Source organism: Pseudomonas sp. R45(2017), from assembly GCF_002112305.1.
Taxonomy (GTDB): Bacteria; Pseudomonadota; Gammaproteobacteria; order Pseudomonadales; family Pseudomonadaceae; genus Aquipseudomonas; species Aquipseudomonas paraglycinae.
The window spans coordinates 397908-412904 of sequence record NZ_NEHH01000003.1; the positions used below are offsets into that span (position 1 = coordinate 397908).

A 14997-nucleotide genomic window follows, 5' to 3' on the forward strand; every position below is an offset into this window, starting at 1 on the left:
ATCGTTCCCACGTCGAGGCGTCGAACCGTCTGCGTGGGAATGCCTCTTGTGACGCTCTGCGTCACGGTTCGGGACGCAGAGCGTCCTTGGCTGCATTCCCACGCGGAGCGTGGGAACGATCAACGCGGGGATAGGCCTTACTCGGTAGGCATAAAAAAAACGCCGCTCATCTCGCGATGGGCGGCGTTTTTCATTGCGTTGCAGCGTTAGGCTTGAACGACAGGGATCTTGGCGTTCGCAGCAGCTTCACGGAACTCGGCAATCTGGTCGAAGGACAGGTAGCGGTAAACGTCGGCCGCCATACTGTCGATCTTGCCAGCGTATTCCATGTACTCCTCGACGGTCGGCAGGCGACCCAGGATCGAAGCAACGGACGCCAGCTCAGCCGAAGCCAGGTAGACGTTCGCGCCGTCGCCCAGACGGTTCGGGAAGTTACGGGTCGACGTCGACACCACGGTGCTGTTCGGCTCAACGCGTGCCTGGTTACCCATGCACAGCGAGCAGCCTGGCATTTCCATGCGGGCGCCGGCCTTGCCGTAGATGCCGTAGTAGCCTTCTTCGGTCAGTTGGTGAGCGTCCATCTTGGTCGGCGGCGACAGCCACAGACGGGTTGGCAGCTGACCTTTGACCTGATCCAGCAGTTTACCGGCAGCGCGGAAGTGACCGATGTTGGTCATGCACGAACCGATGAACACTTCGTCGATCTTCTCGCCAGCAACGCTGGACAGCAGACGGGCGTCGTCCGGATCGTTCGGCGCGCACAGTACAGGCTCGCTGATGTCGGCCAGATCGATTTCGATGACTTCGGCGTATTCGGCGTCGGCATCGGCTTCCATCAGTTGCGGGTTGGCGATCCAGGCTTCCATCGCTTGGGCACGACGCTCCAGGGTACGCGCATCGCCGTAGCCTTCGCCGATCATCCAGCGCAGCAGGGTGACGTTGGACTGCAGGTACTCGGTGATCGACTCTTTCGACAGCTTGATGGTGCAACCGGCAGCCGAACGTTCGGCCGAGGCGTCGGACAGTTCGAACGCCTGTTCCAGGGTCAGACCTTCCAGGCCTTCGATTTCCAGGATGCGGCCGGAGAAGGCGTTTTTCTTGCCTTTCTTCTCGACGGTCAGCAGACCGTTCTGGATGGCGAAGTAAGGAATGGCGTGAACCAGGTCACGCAGGGTGATGCCAGGTTTCATTTTGCCTTTGAAGCGCACCAGGATCGATTCCGGCATGTCCAGCGGCATGACGCCGGTGGCAGCGGCGAACGCGACCAGACCGGAACCGGCCGGGAACGAGATGCCCATCGGGAAACGGGTGTGCGAGTCACCACCGGTACCTACGGTGTCCGGCAGCAGCATGCGGTTCAGCCACGAGTGGATGATGCCGTCGCCCGGACGCAGGGAAACACCGCCGCGGGTCATGATGAAGTCAGGCAGGGTGTGGTGGGTGGTCACGTCGATCGGCTTCGGATAAGCCGCGGTGTGGCAGAAGGACTGCATCACCAGATCAGCGGAGAAGCCCAGGCACGCCAGGTCTTTCAGTTCGTCACGGGTCATTGGACCTGTGGTGTCCTGAGAACCTACGGTGGTCATCTTCGGTTCGCAGTAGGTGCCAGGACGAACGCCTTTGCCTTCTGCCAGACCGCAAGCCTTGCCGACCATTTTCTGCGCCAGGGTGAAGCCCTTGGTGCTTTCAGCCGGTGCTTCCGGCTTCTTGAACAGGTCGAACGCTGGCAGACCCAGTTCGGCGCGAGCCTTCTCGGTCAGGCCACGGCCGATGATCAGCGGGATACGGCCGCCGGCGCGGACTTCGTCCAGCAGGACCGGGGTCTTCATTTCGAAGGTGGTGATGACTTCGTCGGTACCGTGCTTGCAGACTTTGCCTGCGTGCGGGTACAGGTCGATCACGTCGCCCATGTTCATGTTCGATACGTCGAACTCGATTGGCAGTGCGCCGGCATCTTCCATGGTGTTGTAGAAGATCGGAGCGATTTTGCTGCCGAAGCAGAAACCGCCAGCGCGCTTGTTCGGCACGTAAGGGATGTCGTCGCCGAAGAACCACAGCACCGAGTTGGTCGCCGATTTACGCGAGGAACCGGTACCGACCACGTCACCGACGTAGGCGATAGGGAAGCCCTGGCCGCGCATTTCTTCGATCTGCTTCATCGGGCCGGTCTTGCCTTGCTCGTCCGGAACGATGCCGTCACGGGCCATTTTCAGCATGGCCAGGGCGTGCAGCGGGATGTCGGGACGCGACCAGGCGTCTGGGGCAGGGGACAGGTCGTCGGTGTTGGTTTCGCCGGTCACCTTGAAGACGCGCAGGCTGATCTTGTCGGCCAGCACAGGGCGCTTCTTGAACCACTCGCCGTCAGCCCAGGATTGCAGCACGGCCTTGGCGTGAACGTTGCCGTTCTTGGCTTTTTCAGCCACGTCGTGGAAGGCATCGAACATCAGCAGGGTGTGCTTGAGTTCTTCGGCGGCCACTGGCGCCAGCTCGGCGTCGTCCAGCAGTTCAACCAGGGTCACGATGTTGTAGCCGCCCTGCATGGTGCCGAGCAGTTCTACAGCGCGCTTCTTGTCCAGCAGAGGGGAGGAGACTTCGCCCTTGGCCAGTGCGGAGAGGAAACCGGCCTTGACGTAGGCGGCTTCGTCCACTCCTGGTGGTACGCGATTGGTGATCAGGTCAACGAGGAAAGCTTCTTCGCCAGCCGGAGGATTCTTCAGCAGCTCGACCAGGCCTGCAGTTTGTTCGGCGTTAAGCGGCTGGGGAACGATACCCAGGGCTGCACGCTCTTCGATATGTTTGCGGTAGGCTTCAAGCACAGTTATTACCCTCATCAGTGGTCCCAAATGGGTGTCCGGGACGCTCATCCCGAAATGCTCGTACTCATGCGCTGCGTGGCGTTGTGGGCCGCTTAGCCAGAATTACCGGGCATTCCTTACAGAAGCTGCTTTCAAAGTTTTACGCCTGCAGAACGGGGAGCTGATGAGGGTTGGCGTTTGGCTTTTCCCCGCTGGAAAAACCTTACGCCAACACCGCTCTGAAGGAACGACTGTGCTCGTGACGCTTTGAAAACAGCTTCTAACGGACATTGGCGCCTAAAAAGGCTGGCTGATTCTACGGCAAAAAAAATTTAAAGGTAAGTCGCGCTCTATTGGACTTTGGTTGCGTTGTGCGCGGCTCGGGCAAACCTTGATCCAGCGCTTGTCCCTGACGTTTGAGGGGTGATGAATGGCGGACAAAGGGCTAACATGCCGACCTGTTCCGCGTTTCAAGTGTTTTGCCCATCCTATGCCCAATCAGACCATCAAGACCCCCTGCGTCGGCCTCTGCTCCACCGTTTACGGTGACCTGGTGTGCCGTGGCTGCAAGCGTTTCCACCACGAAGTGATCCACTGGAATGGTTACAACGAGGAAGAAAAGCGCGCGGTGTGGCTGCGTCTTGAGCAATTGCTGTCACAAGTGATGGCGAGCAAGGTCGAGGTCTTCGATCCGGCGCGCCTGCGCCATCAGCTGGAACAGCGCAAGATCCGCTTCGTGCCGCATCAATCGGAATATTGCTGGGCGTATCAGCTGATCGCCCGGGGCGCGCGGGTGATCATTAATCTGGAAGCCTACGGGATGGTGCTACTGCCGGAGTTTCGCGACTGGAACCTGCCGGAACTGCGAGATGCCATTGATCGGGAATTTTTCCTGCTGTCGGAAGCGCACTATCAGCGCTACATCGCACCCGGTTTCCTCAAGGACGCCCTCGGCGACTGACCTATTGCTATCGCTGGCAAGCCAGCTCCCACAATAATGGTGTAAAGCTCTCTCTGGAGTGCACACCTAAGTCCCTGTGGGAGCTGGCTTGCCAGCGATAACGGCCTTACAGGCGCCCTAATACTTAATGCTTCACCGCCAACTCCACCAAATGGTCTTCAACCTCTTGGGGTTTGAGCACCAGCACATCACTCTCCAATTGATCCAGCACCTGTTCGGCCGTATTGCCGATCAACGCTCCCGACACACCGCTGCGCGCCACGGTGCCAATCACGGTCACCGCCGCTTGCAGCTTGTGCGCCATGAACGGAATCAACACATCCGCCGGGCCTTCCTCGACGTGTAAGTGAGCGTCATCGATGTCGAATTCAGCCTGAAACGCCCGGCATTGCTCGCGATAGCGCGCCTCGATGGTTTCCTTGAGCTGGAACGTCGGGTCCGCCGCCGACAGCATCGGTGACGGATGGGCGGTAATCACGTGCAGATGCCCCTTGGCCAGGCTGGCGATGTCGAAGCCGTGGTCGATGATCGTGGTGTGCAGATGACGGTGTTCGCCATCGGCATTGCCGACGTCGACCGCTGCCAGAATCACTTTGTCCTTCCACGAACCGGCGGTTTTCACCAGCAGCACGGGAGTAGGGCAGTGGCGCAGCAGTTTCCAGTCCGCCGGGGTCAGCAGGGCCTTCTTCAACGAGCTGTCGGGGAAGTGCTGCTTGATCACCAGTCCGCAGCCTTCGGCCTGCTGCACGTCGATGATGGTTTCGTGCAGGCTCTCGTTCCACGCCTGTTCGGTGGTGACGCTGTAGCCGTCCGCCAAAAGCGCGGCCTTGAGCACGCTGAGCATACTGGCGTGATCGTGCTTCTTGTCGCAGACCAGCAGGTGCAGATGGGCCTGGGTCACCCCGGCGATCAGCTTGGCGCGCTTGAGCGCCAGGCTTTCCGCGTGTTCGGGTTCGATGACCACCAGAATGCTGCGAATGGCTTGCATGAGTGAGTCTCCAGCAATGAAAAGGCACGGCGTTGCACAACTATAGTTGCTGCGCATCCGTCTGCGACTTGATGCATATCAACGCAGGCCGCTGGTGGTCTGCGGGCAGGCCGGTATAATCGGCGCCCTTCGCTCGAACACCTTTTGACCGTGAGCCCCATGATCCTTCCCGAAATCCACGAATTCCTTGGTTGCCGCACGCCTGACGCCTGGGTTGAAGCCGCGCTGGCCGATCAGGAAACCCTGCTGATCGACCACAAGAACTGCGAGTTCAAGGCCGCCAGCACCGCGTTGAGCCTGATCGCCAAGTACCATTCCCACGTCGATCTGATCAACATGATGTCGCGTCTGGCCCGGGAAGAACTGGTGCACCACGAGCAGGTGATGCGCATCATGAAGCGACGCAAGATCGAACTGCGCCAGCTGCACGCCGGCCGTTATGCCTCGAGCCTGCGCAAAGTGGTGCGCAGCCACGAACCGGTGAAACTGGTCGACACCCTGGTGGTCGGCGCCTTTATCGAAGCGCGCAGTTGCGAGCGATTCGAAGCGCTGGTGCCGCATCTGGACGAAGAACTCGGCAAGTTCTACTTCGGCCTGCTGAAAAGCGAGGCCCGGCATTTCCAGGGTTATCTGAAACTGGCCTACCAGTACGGTGACGCCAAGGACATCGCCCAGGTGATCGAGAAAGTCCGCGCCGCCGAGCAGGACCTGATCGAGTCACCGGACGAGGAATTCCGTTTCCACAGTGGCGTACCCGTCGCGGCATGAATTGTTAAAAACTCTTAAGAGTATGAAACATCAACGAAAACCGGCCCCAGAGGCCGGTTTTTGCTGCCTGCGATAAACGTCTCGCCATTGAATGCCCGCATAATGTCGCCCACTTCACAAAGCGGTTGGCGGCGGTTGTTATGGATAACCTGGGTTTTGGCAGAGTCCTGCTGGTGGAAGACGATGAGCGGCTGGCCACGCTGATCGCTCACTTTCTCGAACAACACGGCTACGAGGTTCGCACGGTGCATCGCGGCGATCTGGCCGTGGCCGCGTTTCTCGAATTCAAGCCCAAAGTGGTGGTGCTCGACCTGATGCTGCCGGGGCAGAGCGGCCTGCACGTGTGCCGGGAAATCCGCAGCGTGTCGGACACACCGATTGTCATCCTGACCGCCAAGGAAGACGACCTCGACCATATTCTGGGCCTGGAGTCCGGGGCCGACGACTACGTGATCAAACCGATCAAGCCACCTGTTTTACTCGCGCGCCTGCGTGCCTTGCAACGCCGGCAAGTCCCGGAAAGCGGCGTAGTGAGTTCGCTGGAGTTCGGCAACCTGATCATCGACCGCAGCTGCCGCGAAGTGCGTCTGGCGGGCGAGCTGATCGAACTGACCACCATGGAATTCGAGCTGCTGTGGCTGCTGGCCAGCGCCGCCGGCAAGATCCTGTCGCGCGATGACATTCTCAACCGCATGCGCGGCATCGCCTTCGATGGCCTCAACCGCAGCGTCGACGTGTACATCAGCAAGTTGCGCAACAAACTCAAGGACAACCCTCGCGAGCCGGTCTGCATCAAGACCGTGTGGGGCAAGGGTTATCTGTTCAATCCGTTCGCGTGGGAGTTGTAGATGCTGCGGTTATTTCTCGGGCTGTTTCTGGTGATGACCGTCGGGCTGGTGGCGGCGCTGCAAACCGTCGAGCACACCTTCAACGCTTTGCTCGACAACCAGATGCAGGCCTACAACCGTGAGGCGGTTCGCGGCCAAGCGTGGTCGCTGGTCGAACACATGCGCGACCAGCAGGGCGCGGCGCGCGAGGCGCAACTGGAGGCGTTGCGGCCGCACTACGGGCTGACGTTGAGCCTGATCGAGGCTGACCAACTGAACCTCAACGATCAGGAAAAAGCCGAACTGGCTCAGGATCTGCTGGTGATCCGCGACGATTACACCCAGTTCATCAGCAACATCGACGGTGGTTCGCAGTTGCTCAGCATCAAGCTGCCGCCCGAGCCGAGCCTGATGCCGTTCTACATAGCCGGGGCCTATATGATGTTGGCGGTGCTGCTCGGCATCGTTTTGTACTTCTGGGTTCGCCCGCACTGGCGCGATCTGGAAAAACTGCGCCTGGCCGCCGAGCGCTTCGGCGACAACGACCTCTCGGTGCGGATCCAGCTGTCCAAACGTTCCAACATCCGCGACCTCGCCGGTCACTTCAACCTGATGGCGGCGCGCATCGAAGGCCTGATCGCCAATCAGCGCGAACTGACCAACGCGGTCTCCCACGAACTGCGCACGCCGATTGCCCGGTTGTCGTTCGAACTCGACCAGCTCAAGCAACAACCGGACGCCAGCCAGAACCGCGAACTGATCGCCGACATGTACGCCGACCTCGGCGAGCTGGAAGAAATGGTCTCCGAGCTGCTGACCTACGCCAGCCTCGAACGCGGCGCGACGGTGATCACCCGCGAAAACATTCAGGCTGCCAACTGGCTCGACAGCGTGGTCGGCAGCGTGGCGCTGGAAGCCGAGGCCGCCGGGGTGCAGCTGTTGATCGTAGATTGCCGGGTCGATGAAGTGCGGATCGAACCGCGGTTCATGGCGCGTGCGGTGATCAATCTGCTGCGCAATGCCATTCGTTATGCCGAGCAGCGGGTCGAAGTGTCGCTGGTGCGCATCGGCGATCAGTACGAAGTTCAGGTCAACGACGACGGGCCGGGTGTGCCGCTGGCAGGGCGGGAGAAAATCTTCGAACCGTTCTCGCGCCTGGACGCCAGCCGCGACCGCCGCACGGGTGGTTTCGGACTTGGCCTGGCGCTGGTGCGACGGGTGTCGCAATCCCATGGCGGGCAGGTCGAGGTCGGCGACTCGCCGTGGGGCGGCGCTTCGTTCCGCATGACCTGGGCGCATCTGGATTGATGAGTCTCCCTCCCCGGAAGGGGAGGCAGTTGATTAACTGAGGACGTAGTCCACCGGTTTCAGCGCCGGCGGCAACGGCTCAGTCCCCAGCTCCGAGAGAATATCCCGCTCGATACCCCGCACCAGCGCATCGGTCGGCAAATCGTTTTCATCCCGGCCGAACGGGTCTTCCAGTTCATCGGCAATCGCATCCAGGCCGAAGAAGGTGTAGCTGACAATCGCCGTGAACAGCGGCGTCAGCCACCCCAGCGGTTCGGCCATGGCGAACGGCAGCAGGATGCAGAACAGGTAAATTGTGCGGTGCAGCAGCAGGGTGTAAGGGAAGGGCAGCGGCGTGTTCTTGATCCGCTCGCACACGGCCTGCGCCTGGGTCAGGCTGGTCAGGTGATTGGCCAGCAGCATGTAGCGCCATTCGCTGAGATCGCCCGCTTCATGCAGATCGGAACATTGCTGGCCGACGGTTTGCAGGATCCGCCCGCTGTAATCCGGCACCTGCGCATCGTGTTGCGGGGTGATCCATTGAGCGCTGGCGGCGGCTTCGTCTTCCCGGCGCAGTCGCGCATTCAGCGCGTGGGCGAAACCACAAAGGTTAAGCAGCAATAACCGACGCTGGGCCGATTCGCGGATCACATGGGTCTCGCGAATCACCGAACGCACATGCACGATCACTTCGCCCCAGGCCTTGCGCGCTTCGTACCAGCGGTCGTAGCAGGCGTTGTTGCGAAAATTCATGAAGATCGACAGCGACAGGCCGAGCAGGGTGAACGGCGTGGCGTTGACTTTGGTGAAGTTGCTCGGGTGGAGCATTTCCACCAGCACGATGGCCGACGCCAGCAGTGTGACCATCAGGGTGCGCAGGGCGATGCGCTTGGCAATCGAGCCCTTGAGGGTGAAGAGAATGGCGAATTGATTGACCTTGGGTCGGATGATCATGCGGCTCTCTGCCTTGCAAACGTGGCGGATCAGCCGCCGGTCATGTTCATGAAACGCACCACTTGCACGTCGTCGTTCACTTCAAAGTTATGCCGGTAAGGCTTGAGTTTCATCGCTTCGATGATGGCTTTCTCAAGCCGCTCCGGTTGACCCGGGTGGGCCCGCAGCACCGCTTTCAGATCCACCGAATGCTCGTTCCCCAGACACAGTAGCAAACGCCCCTCGACGGTCAGCCGCACCCGATTGCAGGTGCCGCAGAAGTTGTGGCTGTGGGGGGAGATGAACCCCAGCCGGATGTGCGGCGCTTCCGCCAGCCGCCAGTAGCGCGACGGGCCCTGAGTCGACTCGGCGGAGTCGATCAGGGTGTAGCGCTCGGCGATCTTTTCGCGCACCTGGGTGCTGGAAAAGAACGACTCGGCGCGGCTGTGTTCGCTGATGATCCCCAGCGGCATTTCCTCGATGAAGGAAATGTCCAGATCCCGCTCCATGGCGAACTGCACCAGATCGTTGATCTCGTGATCGTTGCGGCCCTGCATCACCACGCAGTTGAGTTTAGTGCGGGTAAATCCGGCGGCGCGCGCGGCGTCGATGCCGTCGATCACCTGGGTCAGGTCACCGGTGCGGGTCATCTGCTTGAAGCGCTCGGCATCAAGACTGTCGAGACTGACGTTGAGGCGTTTGACCCCGGCGTCGAACAGCGGACTGGCGAGTTTGCCGAGCTGCGAGCCGTTGGTGGTCAGGCACAGTTCGCGCAGGCCGGGCAGGGCGGCGATCTGCTTGCACAACCCGACGACGCCCGGGCGAATCAGCGGCTCACCACCGGTCAAGCGGATCTTGCGGGTGCCCAGCGCAACGAAGCTCTGCGCCAGTTGATAGATCTCCTCCAGCGTCAGCACCCGTTGGCGCGGCAGGAACTGCATGTCTTCGGCCATGCAATACACGCAGCGAAAGTCGCAGCGGTCGGTGACCGACATGCGCAGATAGTCGACGCGGCGGTTGTAACCATCGATCAAGACGCGCTCTGACATGACAGCCTCGCTTGGGTGAGATCCGTTATTAAAGGGATCGGGTCGGTGCAGGTTATGAGCAACTTGAGACAGCGTCCAATCACTCTTAATGACCGGCCGATTGATGCTGTCGATGATGAAATAATTATTCCGGATTTATCGCTTCTTAGTTTTGCAAGTGCCCGTATTCAAAGGGTTTAAGTCCGTGATAGATGCTTTCGATAACGCAGTCATTAATAGCGATTAGACAAGTTTTTGCAGCGGTTCCTATCCTTGGCCCCGTCAAACGAAACGACCGCTTTTTTAACTTGAAAGTCAGTCGTCGCTGTTTAAACCCGATCAGGTTTTTGCCTGTGTGCATCGTCATGGAGAAGTCCCATGTCACAAGTCGACCGTTACAAACCCTACAAGGGCGCCGCTGCGGGTTGGGGCGCTGTCATCAGCCTCACCAAGAACTGGCTGGGCAGTGAAAACGCCCTGAAAAACATCCGCGCCATGCTCAAGACCAACCAGAACGGCGGCTTCGACTGCCCCGGTTGCGCCTGGGGTGAAGCGCCCGGTGCGAGCATGCTGAAGTTCTGCGAGAACGGCGCCAAAGCGGTGAACTGGGAAGCCACCGGCCGCCTGGTCGATCCGGCGTTCTTCAACAAGTACACGGTCTCGACGCTGGCCGAACAAAGCGATTACTGGCTCGAATATCAGGGGCGGATCACCCACCCGATGCGCTACGACGCACGGGTCGACCGCTATGTCGAAACCACCTGGGATGACGCCTTTACACTGATTGCCAAACACCTCAAAGGCCTGAAATCGCCCCACGAGGCCGAGTTCTACACCTCGGGTCGCGCAAGCAACGAAGCGGCGTTTCTCTATCAGTTGTTCGTCCGCGCCTATGGCACCAACAACTTCCCGGACTGCTCGAACATGTGCCACGAAGCCAGCGCGGTGAGCATGGGCGAGAGCCTGGGCGTCGGCAAAGGCACGGTGGTCTATGAAGACCTGCACCATGCCGACGCGATTTTCGTCATCGGCCAGAACCCTGGCACCAACCACCCGCGCATGCTCGAACCGCTGCGAGAAGCGGTGAAACGAGGCGCTCAAGTGGTGTGCATCAACCCGCTCAAGGAGCGTGGACTGGAGCGTTTCCAGAACCCGCAAAACCCGATCGAGATGCTCAGCAACGGCTGGGAAGCGACCAACACCGCGTACTTCCGTCCGGCACTGGGCGGCGACATGGCGATGATTCGCGGCATGGCCAAGTTCCTGCTGGAGTGGGAGCGCGAAGCCCAGGCCACTGGCGGCGAACCGGTGTTCGATCACGCGTTCATTGCCGAGCACACGTCGGGTCTCGACAGCTATCTGGCTGAAGTCGATGCCACGAGCTGGGAGCACATCGTCGAGCAGTCCGGTGTGCCGCTGCATGACATCGAACTGGCAGCGCGCATGTATGCCCGGGCCAAGAGCGTGATCATGTGCTGGGCCATGGGCCTGACCCAACACGTGCACTCGGTGCCGACCCTGCAGGAAGTCATCAACCTGCAACTGCTGCGCGGCAATGTCGGCCGTCCGGGTGCCGGGCTGTCGCCGGTGCGCGGCCACAGTAACGTGCAGGGCGACCGCACCATGGGCATCAACGAACTGGCCCCGACCGAGCTGATGGACGCCCTGGAAAAACGCTTCAACTTCAAAGTGCCGCGGATGCACGGCCACAACACGGTCATGGCGATTGGTGCCATGGAACGTGGCGAAGCCAAGGTGTTTATCGGGCTCGGCGGCAACTTCGCTCAAGCTACGCCGGACACCCCGCGCACCCACGCCGCGATGCGCAAACTCGACCTGAGCGTGCATATCTCGACCAAACTCAACCGCAGCCATCTGGTGACCGGGCGTGATGCGTTGATTCTGCCGTGCCTCGGCCGTACCGACATCGACGTCCAGGCCGAAGGCCCGCAAGGCGTGACGGTGGAAGACACCTTCAGCATGGTGCACTTGTCGTTCGGCCAACTGAAGCCGAAGTCGGCCCATCTGAAATCCGAGCCGGCGATCATTGCCGGGATCGCCGCCGCCACTTTGGGCAAGCACCCGATCGATTGGGAATGGGCGGTGGGCGACTACGGGCGCATCCGCAACCTGATCGCCGACGTGATTCCGGGCTTCGAGAATTTCAACGAGAAGCTGCTGATCCCGGGTGGTTTCCACCTCGGCAACAACGCTTCCGACCGGATCTGGAAAACCGAATCCGGCAAGGCCCAGTTCACCCCGTGTGTGCTGCCGGAACATCTGATCAGCGAAGGCGTGCGCAACCTGCCGGTCAAACCGCATCTGATCCTGCAAACCATGCGGTCTCACGATCAGTACAACACCACGCTGTACGGCCTCGACGACCGTTATCGCGGTGTATACGGGATGCGCGACGTGGTGTTCGCCAACGAGCAGGACATCCGCCGGCTCGGTTTTGAACCGGGACAGAAGGTTGATCTGGTAGCGCTGTGGGATGACGAGCGTGAGCGTCGGGTCAGCGGTTTCACCCTGATCGCCTACGACATTCCGGCCGGGCAGGCTGCCGCGTACTACCCGGAAACCAATCCGCTGGTGCCGCTGGAAAGCTACGGTGATCGCACCTACACGCCGACCTCCAAGTTCGTGGCGATCCGCCTCGAAGCGGCCGAGGCGAGCAACCTGATCCCGTCGTCGGTGGCGTAGCCGACTCACGCGATCCAACCCTTTTGCATTTTGACTGGCTGCAGGCGTTCGCGCCTGGCGGTGGCCCGGCCGTGTGCTGCCGCTTTTCAGCCTGGATGAGGACATCATCATGTTCAACCTGGAGGCACTGGACCTGGCGCGAATTCAATTCGCGTTCACGGTTTCGTTCCACATCATTTTCCCGGCGATCACCATTGGTCTCGCGAGTTTCCTGGCGGTGCTCGAAGGCCTGTGGCTGAAAACCCGTAACGACACTTACCGCGATCTCTACCACTTCTGGTCGAAGATCTTCGCCGTCAACTTCGGCATGGGCGTGGTCTCGGGGCTGGTCATGGCGTACCAGTTCGGCACCAACTGGAGCGGATTCTCTGACTTTGCCGGCAGCGTCACCGGGCCGTTGCTGACCTATGAAGTGCTGACCGCGTTCTTCCTCGAGGCCGGGTTCCTCGGGGTGATGCTGTTCGGCTGGAACCGCGTCGGCCGAGGGTTGCACTTCTTTGCCACGGTGATGGTCGCCATCGGCACGCTGATCTCGACCTTCTGGATTCTTGCCTCCAACAGCTGGATGCAGACTCCGCAAGGCTTCGAAATCGTTGACGGTCGAGTGATGCCGCTGGACTGGCTGGCGATCGTGTTCAACCCGTCGTTTCCGTTCCGTCTGGCGCATATGGCGATTGCCGCATTCGTCGCCACGGCGTTCTTTGTCGGCGCTTCGGCGGCCTGGCATTTACTGCGTGGCAACGACACCCAACCGGTGCGCAAGATGTTCTCCATGGCGCTGTGGATGGCGCTGATCGTCGCGCCGATTCAAGCGGTGGTCGGTGACGCCCATGGCTTGAACACTCTGGAACACCAACCGGCAAAAATCGCCGCCATCGAGGGCCACTGGGAAAACGCCGACAACGGGCCGACCCCGCTGGTGCTGTTCGGCATCCCGGACATGCAGGCGGAGAAGACCAAATACGCGATCGAGATTCCGTACCTCGGCAGCCTGATCCTCACCCACAGCCTCGACAAGCAGATCCCGGCACTCAAGAGCTTCCCGAAAGAAGACCGGCCGAATTCGACCGTGATTTTCTGGAGCTTCCGCGTGATGGCCGGGCTGGGCATGTTGATGATTCTGGTCGGCGTGCTGGGGCTGGCGTTGCGGCGCACTGGCAAGGTCTACCGCCATCGCGGCTTCCAGCGGCTGGTGCTGCTGATGGGGCCGAGCGGCCTGATCGCGCTGCTGGCGGGTTGGATCACCACCGAAGTCGGGCGTCAGCCGTGGGTGGTGTACGGCCTGATGCGAACCCATGACGCCGCGTCTCATCACTCGGTGGCGCAGATGAGCACCTCGCTGGCGCTGTTCGTTGTCATCTACTGCTCGGTGTTCACCGTGGGCATCGGCTACATGATGAAACTGGTGAGCAAGGGCCCGCAGCCGCACCACGAGCATCCGCCCGAAGGCACCCAGGTGCAGACCCCGCGCCGGCCACTGTCGGCGGTCACCGACAACCTCGAATCCGCGACCCGGATCCACTGAAAAAGGAGCGTTGAGTCATGGGTATTCAAGGTATCGATCTCTCGTTGATCTGGGGCGTGATCATTGCCTTCGGGGTAATGATGTACGTGATCATGGACGGCTTCGATCTAGGCCTCGGGATCCTGTTCCCGATGATCAGCGACGAGCAGGAACGCGACGTGATGATGAACACCGTCGCACCGGTCTGGGACGGCAACGAAACCTGGCTGGTGCTCGGCGGCGCGGCGTTGTACGGCGCGTTTCCGCTGGCTTACGGGGTGATTCTGGAGGCGCTGTATCTGCCGCTGATCTTCATGCTCGCAGGGCTGATTTTCCGCGGTGTGGCGTTCGAGTTTCGCTTCAAGGCGCCGGCTGAAAAACGTCATCTGTGGGATTGGGCATTCATCGGCGGTTCGCTGCTGGCGACGTTCTCCCAGGGCGTGGTGATCGGCGCGTATGTGGCGGGGATTCCGGTGGTGGATCGACAGTTCGCCGGTGGTGGTCTCGACTGGCTGGCGCCGTTCCCGCTGGTCTGCGGCGTCGGTCTGGTGATTGCTTACGCCTTGCTCGGCAGCACCTGGCTGCTGGTCAAGACCGAAGGCATGCTCGAATCGCGGATGCGTCACTACAGCCGTCCGCTGGCGTGGCTGCTGCTGGCGATGGTGGTGGTGATCGGCGCGTGGACGCTGCAACTGCATCCGGAACTGGCTGGCCGCTGGTTCAACCATGCGCACCTGACCGTGTTCGCCGGGCTGGTGGTGTTGGCGGTGCTGGCGCTGTTCGGGCTGTTGCGTTCGCTGCGTCAGCGCCACACCCACTGGCCGTTCGTGTTCACCCTGGTGCTGATGTTCCTTGGTTACATCGGGCTGGCGCTGAGCATCTGGCCGAACATCATCCCGCCGTCGGTCAGCCTGTGGGCGGCGGCTTCACCGGCCACCAGTCAGTTGTTCGCCCTTATCGGCGCGCTGTTCATCCTGCCGGTGATCCTGATGTACACCTTCTGGAGCTACTACGTGTTCCGCGGCAAAGTGAGGATTGGCGATGGCTACCATTGATTCGCGTGAGGTGAAATCCAGCCCCTGGTACAAGCGTCTGGGCTGGCTGCTGCTGATCTGGTTGGGCAGCGTGGTCTCGCTGGCGGTGGTGGCGAGCCTGCTGAAACTGGCGATGTATGCGGCGGGAATGAGGGCTCATTGACCATAA

General features: G+C 60.7%; 12 protein-coding genes. 8 read left to right on the plus strand and 4 right to left on the minus strand.

From position 1 onward, the window contains the following. Positions 1 to 206 precede the first annotated feature (206 nt). Positions 207 to 2816, minus strand: a complete 2610-nt coding sequence (acnB, locus tag CAF74_RS09020) for a bifunctional aconitate hydratase 2/2-methylisocitrate dehydratase (RefSeq protein WP_045121882.1) — start codon at positions 2814 to 2816, stop codon at positions 207 to 209. 469 nt (positions 2817 to 3285) lie between these two features. Here acnB and CAF74_RS09025 point away from each other — a divergent pair, with 469 nt between their 5' ends. Continuing rightward, complete coding sequence (locus CAF74_RS09025) at positions 3286 to 3756, plus strand: DUF1289 domain-containing protein (protein ID WP_085610662.1); 471 nt, start codon at positions 3286 to 3288, stop codon at positions 3754 to 3756. Positions 3757 to 3880: 124 nt separating this feature from the next. Here the strand turns inward: CAF74_RS09025 and CAF74_RS09030 are convergent, their stop codons facing one another. Next, the gene (locus CAF74_RS09030; protein ID WP_085746107.1) at positions 3881 to 4744 is read right to left on the minus strand and encodes a universal stress protein; all 864 of its coding nucleotides are present in this window, start codon (positions 4742 to 4744) and stop codon (positions 3881 to 3883) included. A gap of 159 nt (positions 4745 to 4903) precedes the next feature. Here CAF74_RS09030 and CAF74_RS09035 point away from each other — a divergent pair, with 159 nt between their 5' ends. The 3 genes from CAF74_RS09035 to CAF74_RS09045 all read left to right on the plus strand — a co-directional run bounded on the left by CAF74_RS09035 (position 4904) and on the right by CAF74_RS09045 (position 7647). After that, positions 4904 to 5512, plus strand: coding sequence for a tRNA-(ms[2]io[6]A)-hydroxylase (locus tag CAF74_RS09035; protein WP_064597504.1), 609 nt, complete (start codon positions 4904 to 4906; stop codon positions 5510 to 5512). A gap of 140 nt (positions 5513 to 5652) precedes the next feature. Then, on the plus strand, positions 5653 to 6360 hold the full coding sequence (locus CAF74_RS09040) for a response regulator (protein WP_085746108.1): 708 nt from the start codon (positions 5653 to 5655) through the stop codon (positions 6358 to 6360). Then, positions 6361 to 7647, plus strand: a complete 1287-nt coding sequence (locus tag CAF74_RS09045; RefSeq protein ID WP_085746109.1) for an ATP-binding protein — start codon at positions 6361 to 6363, stop codon at positions 7645 to 7647. Positions 7648 to 7680: 33 nt separating this feature from the next. On the opposite strand, the gene CAF74_RS09050 is transcribed toward CAF74_RS09045, so the two are convergent. Both CAF74_RS09050 and moaA read right to left on the minus strand, forming a co-directional pair. Beyond that, positions 7681 to 8580, minus strand: coding sequence for a bestrophin family protein (locus tag CAF74_RS09050; RefSeq protein ID WP_085746110.1), 900 nt, complete (start codon positions 8578 to 8580; stop codon positions 7681 to 7683). 29 nt (positions 8581 to 8609) lie between these two features. Beyond that, positions 8610 to 9608 (minus strand): GTP 3',8-cyclase MoaA, encoded by a 999-nt coding sequence (gene moaA, locus CAF74_RS09055; protein ID WP_085746111.1) that lies wholly within the window; start codon positions 9606 to 9608, stop codon positions 8610 to 8612. Positions 9609 to 9965: 357 nt separating this feature from the next. Here moaA and CAF74_RS09060 point away from each other — a divergent pair, with 357 nt between their 5' ends. The 4 genes from CAF74_RS09060 (at position 9966) to CAF74_RS09075 (ending at position 14991) form a co-directional block, all read left to right on the plus strand. Further along, the gene (locus CAF74_RS09060; RefSeq protein ID WP_085746112.1) at positions 9966 to 12290 is read left to right on the plus strand and encodes an FdhF/YdeP family oxidoreductase; all 2325 of its coding nucleotides are present in this window, start codon (positions 9966 to 9968) and stop codon (positions 12288 to 12290) included. A gap of 109 nt (positions 12291 to 12399) precedes the next feature. Beyond that, positions 12400 to 13815 carry a cytochrome ubiquinol oxidase subunit I gene (locus CAF74_RS09065; protein ID WP_085746270.1) on the plus strand — a complete coding sequence of 472 codons (1416 nt, stop codon included), beginning with the start codon at positions 12400 to 12402 and terminating at the stop codon, positions 13813 to 13815. Positions 13816 to 13832: 17 nt separating this feature from the next. After that, a complete protein-coding gene (cydB, locus tag CAF74_RS09070; protein ID WP_007950588.1) occupies positions 13833 to 14849 on the plus strand; it encodes a cytochrome d ubiquinol oxidase subunit II in 1017 nt (338 codons plus the stop codon). After that, on the plus strand, positions 14836 to 14991 hold the full coding sequence (locus tag CAF74_RS09075) for a DUF2474 domain-containing protein (RefSeq protein ID WP_085746113.1): 156 nt from the start codon (positions 14836 to 14838) through the stop codon (positions 14989 to 14991). Before cydB ends, CAF74_RS09075 begins: the two co-directional genes overlap by 14 nt. Positions 14992 to 14997: the final 6 nt, after the last annotated feature.